Origin of the sequence: Glaciihabitans sp. INWT7 (assembly GCF_014217685.1) — a bacterium.
Classification (GTDB): domain Bacteria; phylum Actinomycetota; class Actinomycetes; order Actinomycetales; family Microbacteriaceae; genus Lacisediminihabitans.
Genome location: NZ_CP043653.1, coordinates 2,996,180 through 3,014,220 on the forward strand (window position 1 = coordinate 2,996,180; position 18,041 = coordinate 3,014,220).

20 protein-coding genes are annotated in these 18,041 nt (G+C 67.7%); 14 read left to right on the top strand and 6 right to left on the bottom strand.

Features of this window, described 5'->3' with window-relative positions; translation table 11 throughout:
- Positions 1 to 27: 27 nt before the first annotated feature.
- Positions 28 to 387 (bottom strand): group 1 truncated hemoglobin, encoded by a 360-nt coding sequence (locus F1C58_RS14470; protein WP_185201750.1) that lies wholly within the window; start codon positions 385 to 387, stop codon positions 28 to 30.
- Positions 388 to 520: 133 nt separating this feature from the next.
- Here F1C58_RS14470 and F1C58_RS14475 point away from each other — a divergent pair, with 133 nt between their 5' ends.
- The 4 genes from F1C58_RS14475 to F1C58_RS14490 are packed head-to-tail and all read left to right on the top strand — an operon-like array spanning position 521 to position 3,522.
- Positions 521 to 1,384, top strand: a complete 864-nt coding sequence (locus F1C58_RS14475) for a spermidine synthase (protein ID WP_185201751.1) — start codon at positions 521 to 523, stop codon at positions 1,382 to 1,384.
- 36 nt (positions 1,385 to 1,420) lie between these two features.
- Complete coding sequence (locus tag F1C58_RS14480; RefSeq protein WP_185201752.1) at positions 1,421 to 2,542, top strand: sorbosone dehydrogenase family protein; 1,122 nt, start codon at positions 1,421 to 1,423, stop codon at positions 2,540 to 2,542.
- A gap of 10 nt (positions 2,543 to 2,552) precedes the next feature.
- A complete protein-coding gene (locus F1C58_RS14485; protein ID WP_185201753.1) occupies positions 2,553 to 3,065 on the top strand; it encodes a hypothetical protein in 513 nt (170 codons plus the stop codon).
- Positions 3,058 to 3,522 carry a SprT-like domain-containing protein gene (locus F1C58_RS14490; protein ID WP_185201754.1) on the top strand — a complete coding sequence of 155 codons (465 nt, stop codon included), beginning with the start codon at positions 3,058 to 3,060 and terminating at the stop codon, positions 3,520 to 3,522. Before F1C58_RS14485 ends, F1C58_RS14490 begins: the two co-directional genes overlap by 8 nt.
- 29 nt (positions 3,523 to 3,551) lie before the next feature.
- Here the strand turns inward: F1C58_RS14490 and F1C58_RS14495 are convergent, their stop codons facing one another.
- Positions 3,552 to 3,962: an SRPBCC domain-containing protein gene (locus F1C58_RS14495; protein WP_185201755.1), complete on the bottom strand. Its 411-nt coding sequence runs from the start codon at positions 3,960 to 3,962 to the stop codon at positions 3,552 to 3,554.
- Positions 3,963 to 4,011: 49 nt separating this feature from the next.
- Between F1C58_RS14495 and F1C58_RS14500 the strand changes: the two genes are divergently transcribed.
- Entirely contained in the window at positions 4,012 to 4,620 is a 609-nt protein-coding gene (locus F1C58_RS14500; protein ID WP_255461135.1) for a CGNR zinc finger domain-containing protein, read from the top strand.
- Positions 4,621 to 4,626: 6 nt separating this feature from the next.
- Here F1C58_RS14500 and F1C58_RS14505 read toward each other — a convergent pair whose 3' ends face one another.
- Entirely contained in the window at positions 4,627 to 4,932 is a 306-nt protein-coding gene (locus F1C58_RS14505; protein WP_185201756.1) for a DUF427 domain-containing protein, read from the bottom strand.
- Positions 4,933 to 5,021: 89 nt separating this feature from the next.
- Here F1C58_RS14505 and F1C58_RS14510 point away from each other — a divergent pair, with 89 nt between their 5' ends.
- From F1C58_RS14510 to F1C58_RS14525, 4 genes are all read left to right on the top strand, one after another.
- Positions 5,022 to 5,501 carry a hypothetical protein gene (locus F1C58_RS14510; RefSeq protein ID WP_185201757.1) on the top strand — a complete coding sequence of 160 codons (480 nt, stop codon included), beginning with the start codon at positions 5,022 to 5,024 and terminating at the stop codon, positions 5,499 to 5,501.
- Complete coding sequence (locus tag F1C58_RS14515; protein WP_185201758.1) at positions 5,498 to 6,328, top strand: SDR family NAD(P)-dependent oxidoreductase; 831 nt, start codon at positions 5,498 to 5,500, stop codon at positions 6,326 to 6,328. Before F1C58_RS14510 ends, F1C58_RS14515 begins: the two co-directional genes overlap by 4 nt.
- Before the next feature lie 2 nt (positions 6,329 to 6,330).
- The gene (locus tag F1C58_RS14520; RefSeq protein ID WP_255461136.1) at positions 6,331 to 6,951 is read left to right on the top strand and encodes a DUF1684 domain-containing protein; all 621 of its coding nucleotides are present in this window, start codon (positions 6,331 to 6,333) and stop codon (positions 6,949 to 6,951) included.
- Between the two features lie 211 nt (positions 6,952 to 7,162).
- Entirely contained in the window at positions 7,163 to 8,704 is a 1,542-nt protein-coding gene (locus F1C58_RS14525) for a DEAD/DEAH box helicase (protein WP_185201760.1), read from the top strand.
- A 148-nt stretch (positions 8,705 to 8,852) separates the two neighbouring features.
- Here the strand turns inward: F1C58_RS14525 and F1C58_RS14530 are convergent, their stop codons facing one another.
- Together F1C58_RS14530 and F1C58_RS14535 are read right to left on the bottom strand one after the other, a co-directional pair.
- The gene (locus F1C58_RS14530) at positions 8,853 to 9,392 is read right to left on the bottom strand and encodes an NUDIX hydrolase family protein (protein ID WP_185201761.1); all 540 of its coding nucleotides are present in this window, start codon (positions 9,390 to 9,392) and stop codon (positions 8,853 to 8,855) included.
- 52 nt (positions 9,393 to 9,444) lie between these two features.
- Positions 9,445 to 9,834, bottom strand: coding sequence for a DUF5684 domain-containing protein (locus F1C58_RS14535; RefSeq protein ID WP_185201762.1), 390 nt, complete (start codon positions 9,832 to 9,834; stop codon positions 9,445 to 9,447).
- Positions 9,835 to 9,927: 93 nt separating this feature from the next.
- Here F1C58_RS14535 and F1C58_RS14540 point away from each other — a divergent pair, with 93 nt between their 5' ends.
- From F1C58_RS14540 to F1C58_RS14550, 3 genes are all read left to right on the top strand, one after another.
- Complete coding sequence (locus tag F1C58_RS14540) at positions 9,928 to 14,529, top strand: ATP-dependent helicase (protein WP_185201763.1); 4,602 nt, start codon at positions 9,928 to 9,930, stop codon at positions 14,527 to 14,529.
- A 33-nt stretch (positions 14,530 to 14,562) separates the two neighbouring features.
- Positions 14,563 to 15,339: an Fpg/Nei family DNA glycosylase gene (locus tag F1C58_RS14545; RefSeq protein WP_185201764.1), complete on the top strand. Its 777-nt coding sequence runs from the start codon at positions 14,563 to 14,565 to the stop codon at positions 15,337 to 15,339.
- Between the two features lie 61 nt (positions 15,340 to 15,400).
- Complete coding sequence (locus F1C58_RS14550) at positions 15,401 to 15,946, top strand: hypothetical protein (protein WP_185201765.1); 546 nt, start codon at positions 15,401 to 15,403, stop codon at positions 15,944 to 15,946.
- 6 nt (positions 15,947 to 15,952) lie between these two features.
- Here F1C58_RS14550 and F1C58_RS14555 read toward each other — a convergent pair whose 3' ends face one another.
- Positions 15,953 to 16,402 (bottom strand): hypothetical protein, encoded by a 450-nt coding sequence (locus F1C58_RS14555; protein WP_185201766.1) that lies wholly within the window; start codon positions 16,400 to 16,402, stop codon positions 15,953 to 15,955.
- 147 nt (positions 16,403 to 16,549) lie between these two features.
- Here F1C58_RS14555 and F1C58_RS14560 point away from each other — a divergent pair, with 147 nt between their 5' ends.
- Together F1C58_RS14560 and F1C58_RS14565 are read left to right on the top strand one after the other, a co-directional pair.
- Complete coding sequence (locus F1C58_RS14560) at positions 16,550 to 17,338, top strand: hypothetical protein (protein ID WP_185201767.1); 789 nt, start codon at positions 16,550 to 16,552, stop codon at positions 17,336 to 17,338.
- A 44-nt stretch (positions 17,339 to 17,382) separates the two neighbouring features.
- Positions 17,383 to 18,012: a DedA family protein gene (locus F1C58_RS14565; RefSeq protein WP_185201768.1), complete on the top strand. Its 630-nt coding sequence runs from the start codon at positions 17,383 to 17,385 to the stop codon at positions 18,010 to 18,012.
- Positions 18,013 to 18,041: the final 29 nt, after the last annotated feature.

Here is an 18,041-nt window from a genome sequence, read left to right on the forward strand (position 1 = left end):
CTCCGGCAGCGGGCACGACCCACGAACTCAGCTCTCGACTTCGACGATCACCGCACGCAGTTGCGAAAGTCGGGCGTTCACCCGGTGGATGTTCTGGGGAGCGGCGCCCACTGCCTCGAGGGACTCCCCCAACCTGAGTACCAGCAGGTCGAAGGCCTCGCCGGTGACGCGGAGACCCGCATGGGCATGACGCATGCTCCTGCCCTTGTAGAGTTCCGGGCCGTCGAGCGCGACGGTGAGATAGGCATGGAGATGGAACCTCAGTTGGCGGCTGTCGATGGTGGAGAACCAGGGCGAGAGGAGCTCGTCGGTGCTGACCCGGTGCCAGTAATCGGACACGACTGCAGCGATAGCGGCGTCTCCGCCGATCTCGTCATACAACTTCATTGAATTCCCCGCGTCGATTCGATTACGAGAGTCATTCTCATACGAAAGTGAGGATCTCGACAATTCCCCCCAATAAGGGCTCCCCGAATGAGGCACGCTCCCGCCGACGCGGCGAGTGTGACAGGGTCGAGGGGTGACCGAACATCCCTCCGCGATCCTCAAATTCAGCGGCTATCGTGCGGTGATCGAGCCCGATCGGTGGGTGCCGGGCAGTTTCACCCTCATAGTCGATGGCACCCCTCAGTCGCACGTGAACCTCGAGGACCCGAGTCAGCTGTTCTTCGAATACATCCAGCGCATCGGGCATGTGATCGACCAACTCGGGATGCCGGGCGAACCGCTCACCGCCCTGCACCTGGGTGCCGGGGCATTCACCCTTCCGCGCTACATCGAAGCGACCCGGCCGGGATCCCGCCAGCAGGTCGTCGAGATCGAGACCGACCTCGTCGATCTCGTTCGCGCTCACCTGCCGTTGCCGCGCAACGCGTCGATCCGGGTGCGGCACGGGGATGCGAGGGAGGTGCTCGGCAAACTCCCGAGCGGACTCCGCGGCGAAGTCGACCTGCTGGTCGTGGATGTCTTCAGCGGGGCCCGCACGCCGGCCCACGTGACGAGTCTCGAGTTCTATCGTGAGGCCGTCTCGCTGCTGAAGCCGGATGGTGTGGTCGTCGCGAACGTCGCTGACGGCCCCGGACTCGCCTTCGCGCGCGGCCAGGCCGCCACCATGCTCGCCGCCACCGGACATGTCGCCGCTCTCGCGGAGACCCAGATCCTCAAGGGTCGCCGCTTCGGAAACGTGGTGATGGTCGGCTCGCGCGCACCGCTGCCGATGGACTGGATGCCGCGACTCCTGGCCAGCGGACCGCATCCCTCCAAAGTGGTGGAAGGGGCCGAGCTGCGCAACTGGATCGCGGGAGCCTCGATCGTCACCGACGACACGGCGGTGCAATCGCCTCCCCCGGCGAAGAACATCTTCCAGGTGGGCAACCGCGACTGAGGTGAGATTGCCAGCGAGTCGGTTCAGACTCGAGAGATGATGCGCCATTCACTGCCACTCGCCATGGCTTCGCTCCTCGTGCTCGCGGGCTGCGCCGAGGTGCCGGAGCCGAGCGACATCTCATCGACCGCCCCCTCCGCTCCCCCACCGGCCAGCAGCGTGCAACCCCTCGGAGAGCCGAAGGTGCTGGCGACCGGGCTCGAATCGCCGTGGTCGGTCGTGCGCCTCGGGGACTCCGACTCGACCCTGATCAGTGAACGGGATTCCGGCACCGTGGTGGAACGGCTGCCATCGGGCACCCTGCGAGACGTCGGTGTCGTTGCCGGAGTGGTGCATGCGGGCGAAGGCGGGCTACTCGGCCTCGCGGTGCATCCCGCGTCGTCTGGCCCGGGACGCTGGCTCTACGCCTACCTCACGACCGCCACGGACAACCGCATCGTGCGGATGCCCCTGACCGGCGCATCCGGCTCCTACCGCCTCGGCGAGCCGACCTCGATTCTCACCGGTCTCGCCAAGGCGGGCAACCACGACGGCGGTCGTATCGCCTTCGGACCGGACGGCATGCTCTACGCCACCGTCGGCGATGCCGGGCAGCCCAGTCGCGCCCAGGATCCGGCCTCCCTCAACGGAAAGATCCTGCGGATGACGCCCACCGGCGGCGTGCCCAGGGACAACCCCACGAGCGCCTCACTCGTCTATTCGCTCGGCCACCGCAACCCCCAGGGCATCGCCTGGGACGCGGATGGGCAGCTCTGGGCCGCCGAATTCGGCCAGAACACCTGGGACGAGTTCAACCGGATCGAGCCGGGCGGCAACTACGGCTGGCCGGTCGTGGAGGGAATCGGGTCGAGGAGCGGGTTCGTCGATCCGCTCTACCAGTGGCCCACCGCCGACGCCAGCCCGAGCGGACTCGCCTTCGTGGGCGGAACCTTCTTTCTGGCGGCGCTGCGGGGGGAACGACTGTGGGCGATCAATCCGGGAAGCACCACGACGGCGCTGCCCTATTTCACCGGTGATCTCGGACGGCTGAGGGATGCCGTTGCCGGTCCGGACGGTTCGCTCTGGGTACTCACCAACAACACCGACGGGCGCGGAACACCGGGCGAGGGCGACGACAAACTCATGGAAGTGCGACTGGATGCCTCTCGCGCGGGTTAATCTCAGAGGGATGATTACCGGCTACGACCCCGAGACCCTGCGAGAGCGCGTCGACCGTGCCCTCGTCGAATCCCGACTCGCCGAACTGGGCAACGGGCGGAGCACCGCTGCGCTCGGGGAGAAGGCCGAGTTGCTGCGTCTGCTCGGTCGGCACGGCGAGGCACTCGTGGCCGCCGAACAGGCTTTTCGACTCGCTCACTTCAGTGGAGATCGTGAACAACTCACCGCCGCTCGCCTGCGGCGAGCGCGCATCTTCCAGTACCAGGGTGAACTCGACCGGGCTCTCGCCGAGATGACGGCAGTGCGGGCCACCTCCGCCCTCGAAGAATGGGCGACTCTCGAGGGCTCCGCGGCCTACTTCTCGGGTTCCGCGCTGTTCGACCTCGGGCGTTACACGGAGTCCCGGGAGGCATTCGCCGCCGCCCTCGACATCCGCACCGGATCCGAGGCGCCCGTGTCCGAGATCGAATCCGCGCGCTTCGCCCTGGAGGTCGCCACGCGACAGGCAGCGGCATTTGGCTGAGCTTCTTCGGGTGCGACGGTGGGCTGATGCCCTCATCGCCCTGCATCTCGACCCCGCCTGGAGCTTCACCTTCGACTCCGCGAAGACCCGGGCAGGACTCTGCAACTACACCTCGAAGACCATCAGTGTCTCGCGCTACCTCGCCTCGAGATATGAGGACGACGAGATCCACCAGGTGCTGCTGCACGAGGTCGCACACGCGATCGCCGGCACCCGAGCCGGTCATGGGCCGCGCTGGAAGACCGTCGCGGCAGACCTCGGATACGAGGGAAACCGCTTGCACGACGGAGCGATCGCCAGCGAACTAGCCCCCTGGGTGGGAGCCTGCCCGGCGGGACACCTCCACTACCGGTATCGGCGGCCCACCCGCACACTCGCCTGCGGACGCTGTTCCCGGCGCTTCGACGCCGCCCACACGATCGCCTGGACGCAACGCGAGGTGGCGCGGCAGCGCTGACCGCGCCGCTTCACGTTGCCGGGCAGGGATCAGCGGTCGGGGTCGAAGGCGGCCGCCAGGTGCGCCGCGACGTTCTTCCAATGGCCGAGCATCATCCGTCGCTCTTCCCGGTCGGCAAGACGGTCGTGGTGGATGACGATCGTCGTGCCGCCGTCCGCCTCCTTCACCGAGACCTGGAGGGTGGTCTCGTGGGGCCAGTCCTCCGGCTGCCAGGTGAGACGCACCTTGGCGTTCTCCGCATAGGCTCGCACCTCGCCGGCGACGCCATCGGCCGTGCGGTAGGTCTCGCCCTTCTCGTGAGGCAGGGTGGTCTCGCCCAACCACAGGGGGAGGCCCTCGCCGATCAGGAACTGCCAGGCGACATGGAGGCGCGCCGGCACGGCCTGCCTCACGCCGACGTCCCAGCCGGCATCCTTCTTCTTTCCTGGCGTTTCGGTCATTGCTGTCTCCTCCATGAGAGCCAGTCTAGTAACCGGCTACATTGGTTACATGTTCACGACTGATGGCCGCCCGACCGGCCAGGAGATGACCCTGAGCGATGGCCGCGACTGGTGGTTCGACTCCGGCTCACTGGCGATCGATTTCGCCTACACGGGGGCGATGACCTCCGGCAGGGAGACCCTTCATGCCGCGTCCGACCTCACGGCGTGGCTCACCGGCCGATTTCCCGAAGTGGTCGACGGGGCGACCGACCGCGACCTCGTCGACGCACGGGCGCTTCGCGGTTCGCTCGCTCGCGCGGCTCTTGCCCGAAGCAGCGACACCGAGATCCCCTCGGACGACGTCGACGTGATCAACCTCTTCGCTGCGACCCCGGACATCGCTCCGTCTCTGGTCGGCGGCACCCGCCAGGCCGGGCGCTCGCGCGCGAAGGCCAGTCAGGCGCTTTCGGTGCTCGCGAGGGAGGCGGTGGAACTGTTCGCCGCCAACCCGAGCGACCGCATCCGCGAGTGCGCAGCGGATGACTGCGATCTCGTCTTCTACGACGAATCACGGTCCAACAACCGCCGCTGGTGCTCGATGCAGCGCTGTGGCAACAGGGCGAAGGTGCGAGCCCACCGGGCCCGCACCTCCGAAGTCGCTCCCCCGCAGAAGTGAGCGGGACTAGCCGACCTTCACCTCTTTCCAGAAGGCGACGTAGTTGCTGAAGTCCTTGCCTTCCGTGCGCGCGAATGCGGTCTCGTACGGGTGCGGATAGCTCCAAGCACGATCCTGGAGCAGGGTGTCGCCGTCCTTCACGCTGAAATACTGGCACGCGCCCTTCCACGGGCAGGTGTAAGGCGTCGCGCTGTCGACGAGGAACTCGCTCTTCACGCTCGACGGGGGGAAGTACCAGTTGCCCTCGATCTTGATGAGTTCGTCTTGCGGGGCGTCGGCAATGACGACGCCGTTGAGAATTGCCTGGGTCATGATTCCTCCTGGAGGCGATGGGTGGGTAACGAGCACAACGCTACGCACGCAACCTGAATTCCCTCAGGCGCCGGTGGCAGACTTGAGCGATGCGAATCCTCCTCAAGCTCGTGCTGGACTGCACTCCGGATGCCGCGTGGGACGCCGTGCGTTCCCCCCGGGGCATGCAGCAGGTCTCGGCTCCGTTCTCCACCTTCGAGTCCCTCGAACCCGCCGGCTTTCCCGTGTCGTGGTCGGCCGGCGAGCATCCGGTGAAGATCTCGAGCTTCGGCTTCGTGCCCGTCGGAGACCAGGTGATCGGCATCTCCTATCCCGAGCGCGACGACGACGTGCGCGTGCAGGTGGACACCGGCCGCGGGCTCAGTGGCCCGCTCGCCCTCGTGACGAAATGGCAGCACTCGATCGCCATCGCTCCCGCGCCTGGCGGCCGCACGCTCTACCGCGACCAGCTGGTCTTCGAAGCCGGTTCCCTCACGCCCCTCCTCTGGCTGGGGTATTGGGCGTTCTGGCAGTGGCGCGGTGCCCGTATCCGTTCTCTCGCACCCACCTGGAAGGCCCCCCGCTCATGACTGTGACCCTGATCACCGGTACCTCCTCAGGTATCGGCCTCGAGACCGCCGTGCAGGCCGCGGTCGCCGGCCACACGGTCGTCGCGACAATGCGCGACCTCGGCAAGGCGGATGCACTCCGCGCGGCAGCGGCGAGCGCCGACGTGAGCATCGACATCCGCCGCCTCGACGTGACGGATGCCGGGTCCATAGCCTCCTGTATCGCCGAGGTCGTCGCCCATCACGGTTCGATCGACGCCCTGGTGAACAACGCCGGCGCCGGACACGTCGGCACCATCGAGCTCGAGAGCATCGACGAGGTGCGTTCCACGATGGAGGTGAACTTCTTCGGGGTCGTCGCGATGACCAAGGCCGCCATGCCGCATCTGCGCGCGTCCGCCGGCCGTGTCGTGACGGTGACGAGTGTCGGCGGGGTCGTCGGCCAGCCATTCAACGAGGCGTACTGCGCGGCGAAGTTCGCCGTCGAGGGATTCATGGAGGCACTGGCTCCCGTGGCAGGTGCTGTGGGGGTTCGCGTTACGGTGATCGAACCGGGTGCCGTCGGAAGTGAGTTCATCTCCAACGTCGGCATCGATGTGCCCGCACTGATCGAGGCGGCCGGGCCATACGGCACGGCCCTCGGCAACTACCTCGAGCGCACCGCGGGAGCGTTCAGCACAGCTCAGACCTCTGCAGACGCCGCGGCCGCCATCGTGGCGACCCTGCTCGCCGAGTCCCCGGCATTCCGGGTCCAGACCTCGGAGACCGCCCGCAATTTCATTGCGCCGAAGCTCGCCGACCTCGACGGGTCCGCGATCATCGGTGCGACAAGCAGATGGGTCGGCTGAGCATGACGATCACCGCGTTCGACGTGGCCGACTGGCGTCGCCGGGTCTTCGCCCTCTACGCGGAGGTGCGCGCCGCGACCGACCTCTTCGCTGCCCACGACCTGTGGCGGCGCGAACGGGATCGGCTCTTCGCCGAACATCCGTCCTCCCCGCTGCTTCCGGAGGACCTCGCCGTGTTCACGGGACTTCCGGTGAAGCCCTACGACCCGGATTGGCGGTTCGAGGTCGCCCTGACCCCGGTCGAGCCGCGGCACATGGACTTCGAGACGGGCACCGACGGCGTCGTGCCCTTCGAGCTCATCGGGCGAGCCGACGTTCCGGGGGTCGGCTCCCTCGACGTCTGGAGACTCGGCAGCTACGGCGGCGGCATCTTCCTCCCGGTGAAGGACGCCCTTGCCGGGCTCGCCGGGGGCACCTACGGAGGCGGGCGCTACCTCCTCGACACCATCAAGGGAGCGGATCTGGGGCCCGGCCGCGCGCCGGACTCCCTGGTGCTCGACTTCAATTTCGCCTACAACCCCTCGTGCGCCTACGACCCGGCGTGGGCTTGCCCGCTCGCCCAGGCCGGCAACCGCGTGGCGGTGGAGATCCCCGTCGGCGAGCGCTATTCCGGCGTGCACTGAACCCACCTGCTAGGCTTGTAGCACTTGCGAGACCACGATGGTCTCCCTGCGTCGTTGAACGCTCCCTCTTCTCCCCGTCGCATCACCATCGCGAACGGGTTGTAGATACTTTCTGCGGCGATCGATTGCGGCCATCGTCGCTCTCGCCACTTCACACCCGGGTGTCAACAATCTCGATCTCCGGCGTGTGGTTCTATCCGAAAGCTCCACCATGTCTGAATCAACCTCCTCCTTCGGCGCGCTCGGCGTGCCGGCACCACTCGTCGCGGCCCTGGCCGCGCAGGGGATCGACTCCCCGTTCCCCATCCAGGTCGACACCCTTCCTGACACTCTCTCCGGGCGCGACGTTCTCGGCCGCGGCAAGACCGGCAGCGGTAAGACACTCGCGTTCGCCATCCCGATGATCGCCCGCCTCGGAGCCAAGCTCTCCGGCGGCCAGCGCCGCCCGGGACGCCCGCTCGCCCTCATCCTCGCTCCGACGCGCGAACTCGCCACCCAGATCACGGTTGCGCTCACCCCACTCGCGGATGTCTACGGGCTCAAGTCCGTCACCATCTTCGGAGGCGTCTCGCAGCAGCGCCAGGTCGCTGCGCTCAAGGCCGGTGTCGACATCGTCGTCGCCTGCCCCGGCCGCCTCGAAGACCTCATGAAGCAGGGCTTCGTCTCGCTGGATGCCGTCGAGATCTCGATCCTCGACGAGGCCGACCACATGGCAGACCTCGGCTTCCTCCCGGTAGTCACCCGCATCATGGACAAGACCCCCCAGTCCGGGCAGCGCATGCTGTTCAGCGCGACCCTGGACAACGGAGTCGATCGCCTCGTGAACAAGTACCTCCACAACGAGGTGCTGCACTCGGTCGACGAAGCGACCTCACATGTCAGTGCCATGACACATCACGTGTTCGAGGTCGACTCGGTCGAAGCGAAGAACGAACTGATCAAGAAGCTCGCCTCCGGCACCGGTCGCCGCATCCTCTTCATGCGCACCAAACACCACGCCAAGAAGCTGGCAAAGCAGCTCACCGACGCGGGCATCCCCTCCGTCGATCTGCACGGCAACCTCTCCCAGGTGCAGCGCGACCGCAACCTCGCGTCCTTCGCCGCCGGTGACACCCGGGTGCTCGTGGCGACGGATGTCGCCGCCCGCGGCGTTCACGTGGACGACATCGAACTCGTGATCCATGTCGACCCGCCGGCCGAGCACAAGGCCTACCTGCACCGCTCGGGCCGCACCGCCCGCGCCGGCAAGGAGGGCGAGGTCGTCACGATCGTGCTCCCGACCCAGCGTCGAGACACCGCCGCCCTGCTCAAGAAGGCGGAGATCACCGTCACCCCGCAGCAGGTCTCGGCCGAGTCGGCCGCCGTCACCGCCCTCGTGGGAGACGTCGCAGCCTGGGTCAAGCCCGCTCCGCGGGCCGCCGCTCAGGTTCAGGGTGCTCCCCGCGCCCGCTCGGGCGGGCAGCGTCAGTCGCAGGGTGGACGCTCCGCCGGACAGGGTCGCTCTCAGGGCGGTTCGCAGGGCGCGAACGCCCAGCGCAAGCGCGCCAACCGCGACGGCGCACCGGCAGCCGGTGGCTCGCGCAACTTCTACAGCACGGCAAGCGGCGAGAGTGCGTCATCCGGCGCCCCTCGCTCGGGCGGCGCCCCGCGCGGCGGCGCATCATCCGGTGCCGGCCGTGCCGGTTCCGGCGGCGGACTCGTCGGCATGTCACAGGGCGGCGGACGTCGCCGTAGTGGCGGCGGCGGTCGCTAACCGCACGATCTGAGATGGGCCCTCACACTCCGGTGTGGGGGCCCTCTTTTTTCGCTCGCAGGGGCCGAGCCGCCCTCCGCGCCGCAGACTGTCCCGTGCGCTCATGTGTTCGGGTGCCAGTGTCACCCGGACCAGCGGAGCTCTGCCGTCAGTACAGGCGGCCGACCGAGGCGAGGGCCGCGCGAACGAGAGCGCCGCGACCGCCCTCCATCTCGGCGGAGACCGCGTCTGATGCCGCCTCCTGCGGGGTCATCCAGGTGAGCTCGAGGGCGTCCTGCCGTGGGTCGCAAGTGCCTGTCACCGGCACGACGTACGCGAGGGACACCGCGTGCTGGCGGTCATCGGTGAACTGCGATCCCGGAAAGGGGAAGTACTCCGCGACCGAGAACGGGATGGGGCTCGAGGGCAGCAGCGGAAACGCCATGGGGCCGAGATCCTTCTCGAGATGGCGGAACAGCGCATCACGCAGGCTTTCGCCGTACATCACTCGGCCGGAGACGAGCGTGCGCGTGATCGCGCCGGCGGAGTTGGCGCGCAGCAGGATACCGACCTGGGTGACCTGGCCGACGCCGTCCACCCGCACGGGCACCGCTTCCACGTAGAGCAGGGGAAGCCGTCGTCGCGTCTCTGCGAGCTCCTCATCGGACAGCCAGCCGGAATTCGGGTCAGGTGTGCCTACGGAGCTCATGCTCCATTGTCACCCCTCCGCGACCCACCGCATGACTGGCGACCCAGCACGCCTAGGCGGCGAACGACCGGCGATCGCGATACGTGCTCGAATCGAAGCCGAGGATCAGGTACCCGATGATCGTGAACAGCCACAGCAGGAAGACGCCGAAAGCACCGCTCTTGCCGAAACTCTGCGCGAGATGCACGGCCACGACGATCGTCCACACCAGGCCGACGATGGGGATGAGGAACAGCAGAACCGACCATCCGCTATGCCCGGAGACCTGCACGAGCACGATCACGTTGATGATCGGAATGATCGCCAGCCAACCGGGGCGGCCGGCCTTGGCGAAGATTCGCCACAGGGCGATGACGGCAAGCACATAGAACACCAGGGAGATGATGCTCGAGGTGGTCGATTGCTGCTGCGACATCTGGTTGGTGTAGAAGTCGAAGTTCATGAGACCACCGTATCGTCGAGGCGGGTGCGCCTCGGCAGTGTCGGAGCCTCGTGACAATCCGCAACTGTCAGCGGGTTCGGGGAGGATAGGAGCATGAGCGATGTGCTCGGGCGATTCTCCCCGGCGACCCGAGACTGGTTCTCGGGGGCGTTCCCCGCGCCCACTCCGGCGCAGCTGGGCGCCTGGGAGGCGATCACCGCCGGCGCGAACGCCCTCGTCGTGGCGCCGACCGGCTCGGGGAAGACCCTCGCGGCTTTCCTGTGGGCGATCGACCGACTGGCCACGACGCCCGCTCCCGATGACCGCAACCTCCGCACCCGAGTGCTCTATATCTCCCCGCTGAAGGCCCTCGCCGTCGACGTCGAGCGCAACCTGCGCGCCCCGCTCGTTGGCGTCACCCAGACCGCGAAGCGACTCGGGATGTCTCCTCCCGAGGTGACCGTCGGTGTGCGTTCCGGCGACACCACCTCTGGCGATCGCCGGCTGTTGCAACGTCTGCCCCCAGACATCCTGATCACGACCCCGGAGTCGCTCTACCTCATGCTGACGGCCTCCGCCCGGGAGACCCTCAGGGGCGTGGAGACGGTGATCATCGACGAGGTTCATGCCGTCGCCTCGACCAAACGCGGCGCCCACCTCGCCCTCTCGCTCGAACGGCTCGACCTGCTTCTCGACAAGCCGGCCCAGCGGATCGGGCTCTCGGCGACAGTGCGCCCCCGGGAAGAGGTGGCCCGATTCCTCGCCGGTGGCGCACCCGTGACGATCGTCGCTCCCCCCTCGACGAAGAAGTTCGACCTGAGTGTCGTCGTGCCGGTGGAAGACATGACCGAACTGGGCACGGCTCCGGCGGTGCGGGAGGGATCTGCGGCGGCATCGACGGAGGCCGTTCAGGGTTCGATCTGGCCGCACGTCGAGGAACAGATCGTCGATCGCATCCTCGAGCACCGGTCCACGATCGTCTTCGCGAATTCCCGCCGGCTCGCCGAGCGGCTGACCGCGCGACTCAATGAGATCTACACGCTCCGCGTTGAGGAGAGGGAGCTGGAGCCCGCCGGTCGGGTAGCGAGCGCCAGCGATCGTATCGAGACCCCCGCCAGTGTCGAACCCGCGAGCGCGATCCCGGCGCCGGAGCGCCCCACCCAGCCGGCAGAACTGTTGGCCCGCGCGCACCACGGCTCGGTGTCGAAAGAGCAGCGCGCCCTGATCGAAGACGACCTCAAGTCCGGTCGACTGCGCTGCGTGGTCGCGACGAGTTCCCTCGAACTCGGTATCGATATGGGCGAGGTCGACCTCGTGATCCAGGTCGAATCCCCGCCCAGCGTCGCGAGCGGCCTCCAGCGCGTCGGGCGCGCCGGGCACCAGGTCGGCGAAGTGTCGCGGGGCATCATCTTCCCGAAGCACCGGGCCGACCTCATCCACTCCGCGGTCGCGAGCGAACGGATGTCGGCCGGCCTCATCGAGGCGATGCGCATCCCGCAGAATCCCCTCGACGTGCTCGCCCAGCAGACGGTGGCCGCCGTGGCCCTCGACTCGCTCGATGTCGACGAGTGGTTCGACACCGTGCGACGCAGCGCACCCTTTGCCAGCCTGCCGCGCTCGGCCTTCGACGCGACGCTCGACCTGCTCAGTGGGCTGTATCCCTCCGACGAGTTCGCGGAACTGCGCCCGCGCATCGTCTGGGACCGTGTCGGCGGCACGATCACGGGTCGCCCGGGAGCCCAGCGTCTCGCGGTGACCTCTGGCGGCACCATCCCCGATCGCGGTCTGTTCGGCGTCTTCATGGTGGGCTCGGGCACCGGGGATCGGGCGCCAGCGCGAGTCGGTGAGCTCGACGAGGAGATGGTCTACGAATCGCGCGTCGGCGACGTCTTCGCACTCGGGGCCACCAGTTGGCGCATCGAGGACATCACCCACGACCGCGTGATCGTGAGCCCGGCGTTCGGTCAACCGGGCAAGGTGCCGTTCTGGAAGGGCGACGGCATCGGCCGCCCCGCCGAGCTCGGTCGCGCGATCGGGGAATTCACGCGGGAGATCGCGAACGGCTCGACGACGGATGCCCGCACCCGCGCCGTGCTCGGAGGGCTCGACTATCGAGCGGTCAACAACCTCGTCGCCTTCATCGACGACCAGAAGAAGGCGACCGGCCAGGTGCCGAGCGACCGCACCCTGGTCGTCGAGCGTTTCCGTGACGAGCTCGGCGACTGGCGGGTCATCCTCCATTCCCCGTACGGCATGCAAGTTCACGCGCCGTGGGCGCTCGCGATCGGAGCGCGTATCCGCGAGCGCTTCGGTCTCGATGGCGCCGCTATGGCGAGTGACGACGGAGTCATTCTGCGCATCCCCGACACCGAGAGCGAGCCACCCGGTGCGGAACTCTTCGTGTTCGAACCCGCCGAACTGCGCGACATCGTCACAGAGGAGGTGGGGGGTTCGGCGCTGTTCGCCTCCCGGTTCCGCGAGTGCGCAGCCCGGGCACTCCTGTTGCCCCGCTACAACCCTGGGCGGCGGTCCCCGCTCTGGCAGCAGCGCCAGCGGGCTTCACAGTTGTTGGATGTCGCGCGCAAGTACCCGAGTTTTCCCATCGTGCTCGAGGCGGTGCGCGAGGTGCTGCAAGACGTGTACGACCTCCCGGCGCTCACCGAGCTCGCCGAACAGATCGAGAGTCGACGCATCCGGATCATCGAGACGGAGACGGAGCAGGCATCGCCCTTCGCCCGTTCGCTGCTGTTCGGCTATGTCGCGGCCTTCATGTACGAGGGAGATTCGCCCCTCGCCGAACGCCGTGCCGCTGCCCTCTCGCTCGACCCGACGCTGCTTGCCGAGTTGCTCGGCCGCGCCGAGCTGCGCGAGCTGCTCGACCCCGCGGTCATCGAACAGCTCGAGCTCGAACTGCAGAGGCTCGCGTCCGACCGGCGAGCTCGCGACGCGGAGGGCATCGTCGACCTGTTGCGCATGCTCGGTCCACTGAACGAAGCCGAGATCGTGCTCCGTCTCGACCCCGAAAGCGGACTGGTCGGCGCGACTCTCGACACGGCGCTGGCGGGCCTCGCCCGCTCCAACCGGATCTGGCGCGCCGGCAGCGAGCGCTGGGCCATCATCGAGGATGCTGCGCGCCTGCGTGACGCGCTCGGAACCCCCTTGCCCATCGGCATCCCCTCCGCCTTCATCGAGCCGGTGGACGACCCTCTCGGGGATCTCGTGAGTCGCTTCGCCCGCACCCACGCCCCGTTCACCGTCACCGCCGTCGCCGACCGTCTCGGCCTCGGCACGGCTGTCGTGCTCACGGCACTTCGCAGCCTCGCCGGCCAGCGGCGCGTGGTCGAGGGCGAGTTCCGTCCGGGTGCGACCGGCAGCGAGTGGTGCGATGTCGAGGTGCTTCGACGGCTGCGCAGCCGCTCTCTCGCCGCCCTCCGCCACGAGGTCGAACCGGTGGATGCCGCGACTCTCGGTAGGTTCCTCCCCTCATGGCAGCACATTGACGAGCCGCTGCGCGGGGTCGACGGCCTTGCCGCGGTGATCGACCAACTCGCCGGGGTCGCGCTGCCGGCATCCGCGTGGGAGTCGCTGGTGCTTCCCGCCCGGGTGAAGGACTACTCGCCGGTCATGCTCGACGAGCTCACGGCTTCGGGTGAGGTCATCTGGTCGGGAGGTGGCGCACTGCCCGGCAACGACGGCTGGCTCAGCCTTCACCTGACCGACAGCGCGGGCCTCACCCTTCCCGAAGCCACCGGCGCCGAGACCACCGAATTGCAGCGCTCGATCCTGGCGAGCCTCACCGGCGGCGGCGCGTACTTCTTCCGTCAGCTCTCCAACGCCGTCGGAAGCACCGATGACACCGCGCTGCTCGCCGCTCTGTGGGATCTCGTCTGGTCGGGACTGGTGACCAACGACACCCTCTCCCCCTTGCGCTCCTATCTCGGGGGCACGACCACCAAAGCTCGGACGGTTCCGCGGTCGCGCGCCTACCGTGGACGGGCTCGGCCCAGCATGCCGAGCGTCGGCGGGCCACCGAGCGCCGCCGGGCGCTGGTCCCTGCTTCCGCTTGCGGAAGCGGATGCGACGGTGCGCGGCGTCGCGACAGCGGAGCTGCTGCTCGAGCGCTACGGCGTCGTCACCCGTGGTGCGGTGGTGAGCGAGGGCATTCGCGGCGGATTCTCCCTCGCCTACCGCGTGCTCAGCGGTTTTGAGGAGACCGGCCGTGCTCGTCGTGGCTATTTCGTCGAGGGGCTCGGCGCCGCCCAGTTCGCCACCGGGGCGACTGTCGACAGGCTGCGTTCCTTCGCCCGTGAACCCGACTCCGAGCGCGCTCCCGTAGCCATAACGCTGGCCGCGACCGACCCGGCGAACGCCTACGGTGCCGCGCTCGCCTGGCCGGCTGCCCCGGTCGTGGAGGGAGCAGACGACTCCAAGCGCGGTCACCGCCCCGGGCGTAAGGCGGGTGCGCTGGTGGTGATCGTCGACGGTGTGCTCACCCTGTATGTGGAGCGCGGGGGCAAGACGATGCTCACGTTCACGGAAGACGCCCGCGCCGTGACGGCGGCTGCGCAGTCGCTCGCTTCGGTCATCCGTCGCTCGGGCGGTCGGCTCAGGGTCGAGCGGGTGAACGGTGACTTCGTGATCGGTACGACGCTCGGTGACGCCCTTGTCGATGCGGGCTTCAGCGCGACGCCTCAGGGACTCCGGTTACGCGGATGACAACCTCGGCCATACGAATGACAGGACGCTGACGTGCCAGAGGGCGATACCGTCTACCGCACCGCGGTGAACCTGAATGCGGCGTTGGCGGGCGGCGAACTCAAGCGCTGCGACATCCGTGTGCCTGCCTTCGCGACGCTGGATCTGACCGGAGAGGTTGTCGAGGGCGTGGTGAGCCGGGGCAAGCACCTGCTGATCAGGGTGGGCGCGCGCAGCATCCACAGCCATCTCAAGATGGAGGGATCGTGGCACGTCTACCGTCACGGCACGAAGTGGCGGCGACCCGCCTGGCAGGCGCGCGCCGTGCTTGCCACCGTCGAATGGGTCGCCGTGGGGTTCGAGCTCGGCACCCTCGATGTGGTGGCTCGCGACGACGAGGCGAGTGTTGTCGGCTATCTCGGGCCCGATCTGCTCGGAGCAGACTGGAACGCGGATGAGGCGCTCCTTCGCCTCACCGCCGACCCGGCCCGCGCGGTGGGCCTCGCCCTGCTCGACCAGCGCGTGATGGCCGGACTCGGCAACGTCTACCGGAACGAACTCTGCTTTCTCAGCGGTGCCCTTCCCACCCGGCCCGTCGGAGATATCGAGAACCCCGCGAAACTGGTTGGCCTGGCTCACCGGCTCATCGACGCCAACAAAGACCGGGTCGACCGCACCACGACCGGCTCGCTGCGCGGGGAGACGGACTGGGTCTATCGCCGCGAGGGCAAGCCCTGCCTGCGGTGTGGAACCCGAATCGAGCGCGGCGCACTCGGCGAGACGTCACTGCAGCTGCGGGACACCTATTGGTGCCCGAGCTGCCAGAGGTGACATGATCTCATCACACCACTAGGGTAAGGAAATCATCACTTCCTTGGGGGGAACAATGTCCATGTCTTTCACGCCGCCATCAGAGGCGGCAGCAGTGCCGGTGCCGGAGAACGTCGTCAGAGGCGGAATGTTCGCGGCGGTCGCCGTGCCGCTCGGGATCGTGCTCTGGGTAGTCATCTGGAGCATCGGATTCGTCTCCGCGATAGTCGCTTTCGCGGTGGCCGCTTTCGCCGCTTGGCTCTACCGCAAGGGCTCTGGAGGGCTGGTTTCGCGGGTCGGGGCGCTGGTAATCGCGGGAATCGTTCTCGTGACGATCCTGCTCAGTTTCTACTTCGGCCTCGTGTCCGACTATGCGAAGTTCGCCGGTGAACAACTCGGACTCAATCCCTTCGCGGCGGTGCTCGATCCTCTGTTCTGGCCCAACTTCAACGCGGACTTCGGCCTGCTGCTGAATGCCAACCTTCTCAACCTGCTCTTCGCCGTCGCGCTCGGAACCCTCGGCGCGTTCAGCGTGATCCGCAAGGCGTACCGCAGCTCGAGCATTCCCACCCCGGCGCCGGCCGCCCCGGTGATTCCGCCCGTCACCAACCCGGCGGAACCCAGCTAGACCGAGTCAGCGGCGACGGGCCGCCAGCACGAACAGGGTCGCCGTCGCCGTCGCGAGTCCCAAGATCACCAGGAGCGGTGCGGCGATCGTGTAGACGAGCACCAGGTTGTAGTCGAATGCACTGCCACCGCCGGTGGTGTTCAGGCGATCCATCCGGTCGGCGATGTAACGGACGGTCAGCAGTCCGGCCGCGACGAACGCGACACTGAGGGTCCAGAGCGCGGCGAGGTAGGGGTCGAAGCGTCGGGTGGGGGGCATCAGGTCGTCATCAGGCAGTTGCGCGGGAATCTCCCCCGAGACCGGCGCCACCGGGGGCAGCGGATGCTCGACCAGCTCGGGCACCGGGGCACGCCCGGCGGCGACCGTCGGCCCCTCGTGAACGGCGGGGTCGTAGCCGGGCTGGAAGGCGGGGTTGAAGCGGGGGTCGAACCTGCCGCCGGTGGAGGTGTCCGTCATGGTGAGATCGATCCTAAGCTCCCCGCAATCCGGAGGGTCCGAATTTCGGGACTTAAGACCCGGAGTGCCTCGAACCGGGATGTTAGGGTTGCCTAAGTTGGGCCTGTTAAAACGTGCTGGCTCCCTTAACGAAGGGGTTCATTTCAGATGAGCTACGTGAAGTCCGCCCTCCTCGACGAAAAGGGCTACGTCATCCTCGATGCGTACGACCAGGCCGCCGACCCCCGGGAGTGGATGGATCTCGAGTTCGTCGACTGGAAGTCCTCCGGCGTCACCCGGTTCGCCCCCCTCGCCAGCGCGTTCGGAGACATCGAGGTCAACGGATTCTGGAACCACACCCCGCCGCGCACCGATAAAGACGGGGTCTGGATCGATTCCCAGGTCGCGAAGGCTCCCCGTCTCACCGCAAGGGCCACCGAGCCCGGCGCCAACGTCGGCCGGTGCCGCGTGATCGAACTTCAGCCCAACGTCTATTCCGACACGCTCTACAACCTCCACCAGGACGACAACAACCGGCTCAATCCCGACGGCTCCGGATGGATCGTTCGCGGGTTCTTCAACCTCACCGACGATGCCGAATCATTCATGACGCTGCGTGAGGATCGTTTCGACCCCACCAACGAGGTGCGGATCGCGCTGCCCGCGGGCGCCCAGATCATCGTCGACACCCAACGCTTCTGGCACGCGGTGTGGCACAAGGGGCCGGAGCCTCGGTACTGCCTCATCACCTCCTGGGAGTCCGGGCCGCAACTCGACGCCTACATCGCGAAGTACCACGGCACCAACACGCACGAGAACCCCTACCTGGCCCCCGAGGTGATCGCGTCAGCCCAGTCCGACGTGCAGCGCCGCCTCGCCGAGCGCGCTGCCGCACTCGCCGAGCGGGGCGCTGGTGCGAGCGAGACCGACGATGTTCCGAGCGACCCAGAGGCCTGACACCCCTCCTCCCCTTACCCACGGCGATCACTGAAGGACACCGGATGCTCCGACTCGCCGCTCTCGATGGCCAGGTCTCGAGCTGGCTCGACCTGTTCGGTCCGATCGTCTTCTACCTGATCGTCTGGGGGCTCGTCTTCGCGGGCACCGGGCTCTTCGTCGGTGTCTTCATCCCCTTCATCACCGGGGATTCCCTCCTCTTCGCCGCGGGCATCCTCTCCGCCGGACACAGCGGCATCAACATCTGGGTGCTGGCCATCGGCGTGGGCATCGCCGCTTTCCTCGGTGACCAGGTGGGCTTCCTCCTCGGCCGCCACTACGGAAGGCCCTACCTCGACCGGCGCACCGGCGCCTGGGTTCAGCGCAGCATCCGACGCGCGGAGAAGTTCTACACCGACCTCGGCTGGTGGGCGGTCGTCGTGGGGCGGTTCATCCCGTGGGGGCGAGTGCTCGTGCCGCCGATCGCCGGGATCGCCCGGATGGACTACCTCAAATTCGTGGCGGCGAATCTGGTCGGCGCTCTCGTCTGGGGTGTGCTTCTCACGGTGACCGGCTACTTCGCCGCGAGCATCCCCGCGGTCAAGTCGGCCGCCTACGTGATCGGTGGGGCTTTCATCCTCGGAGCGATCATCGCCGGGATCGTGTCGTGGCGGCGCAATCGCGCCGCGGTCTGACGAGCCCCAGCCCAAAGCGTGGGGCAGCA

Bases quoted from the DNA above. Each gene is read 5' to 3' on its own strand.
- F1C58_RS14495 (WP_185201755.1), bottom strand. From the start codon at position 3,962: ATGACCGAAACGCCAGGAAAGAAGAAGGATGCCGGCTGGGACGTCGGC.
- F1C58_RS14485 (WP_185201753.1), top strand. From the start codon at position 2,553: ATGATTACCGGCTACGACCCCGAGACCCTGCGAGAGCGCGTCGACCGT.
- F1C58_RS14540 (WP_185201763.1), top strand. From the start codon at position 9,928: ATGAGCGATGTGCTCGGGCGATTCTCCCCGGCGACCCGAGACTGGTTC.
- F1C58_RS14470 (WP_185201750.1), bottom strand. From the start codon at position 387: ATGAAGTTGTATGACGAGATCGGCGGAGACGCCGCTATCGCTGCAGTC.
- F1C58_RS14565 (WP_185201768.1), top strand. From the start codon at position 17,383: ATGCTCCGACTCGCCGCTCTCGATGGCCAGGTCTCGAGCTGGCTCGAC.
- F1C58_RS14480 (WP_185201752.1), top strand. From the start codon at position 1,421: ATGATGCGCCATTCACTGCCACTCGCCATGGCTTCGCTCCTCGTGCTC.
- F1C58_RS14500 (WP_255461135.1), top strand. From the start codon at position 4,012: ATGTTCACGACTGATGGCCGCCCGACCGGCCAGGAGATGACCCTGAGC.
- F1C58_RS14520 (WP_255461136.1), top strand. From the start codon at position 6,331: ATGACGATCACCGCGTTCGACGTGGCCGACTGGCGTCGCCGGGTCTTC.
- F1C58_RS14535 (WP_185201762.1), bottom strand. From the start codon at position 9,834: ATGAACTTCGACTTCTACACCAACCAGATGTCGCAGCAGCAATCGACC.
- F1C58_RS14550 (WP_185201765.1), top strand. From the start codon at position 15,401: ATGTCTTTCACGCCGCCATCAGAGGCGGCAGCAGTGCCGGTGCCGGAG.
- F1C58_RS14560 (WP_185201767.1), top strand. From the start codon at position 16,550: ATGAGCTACGTGAAGTCCGCCCTCCTCGACGAAAAGGGCTACGTCATC.
- F1C58_RS14505 (WP_185201756.1), bottom strand. From the start codon at position 4,932: ATGACCCAGGCAATTCTCAACGGCGTCGTCATTGCCGACGCCCCGCAA.
- F1C58_RS14515 (WP_185201758.1), top strand. From the start codon at position 5,498: ATGACTGTGACCCTGATCACCGGTACCTCCTCAGGTATCGGCCTCGAG.
- F1C58_RS14530 (WP_185201761.1), bottom strand. From the start codon at position 9,392: ATGAGCTCCGTAGGCACACCTGACCCGAATTCCGGCTGGCTGTCCGAT.
- F1C58_RS14525 (WP_185201760.1), top strand. From the start codon at position 7,163: ATGTCTGAATCAACCTCCTCCTTCGGCGCGCTCGGCGTGCCGGCACCA.
- F1C58_RS14510 (WP_185201757.1), top strand. From the start codon at position 5,022: ATGCGAATCCTCCTCAAGCTCGTGCTGGACTGCACTCCGGATGCCGCG.
- F1C58_RS14555 (WP_185201766.1), bottom strand. From the start codon at position 16,402: ATGACGGACACCTCCACCGGCGGCAGGTTCGACCCCCGCTTCAACCCC.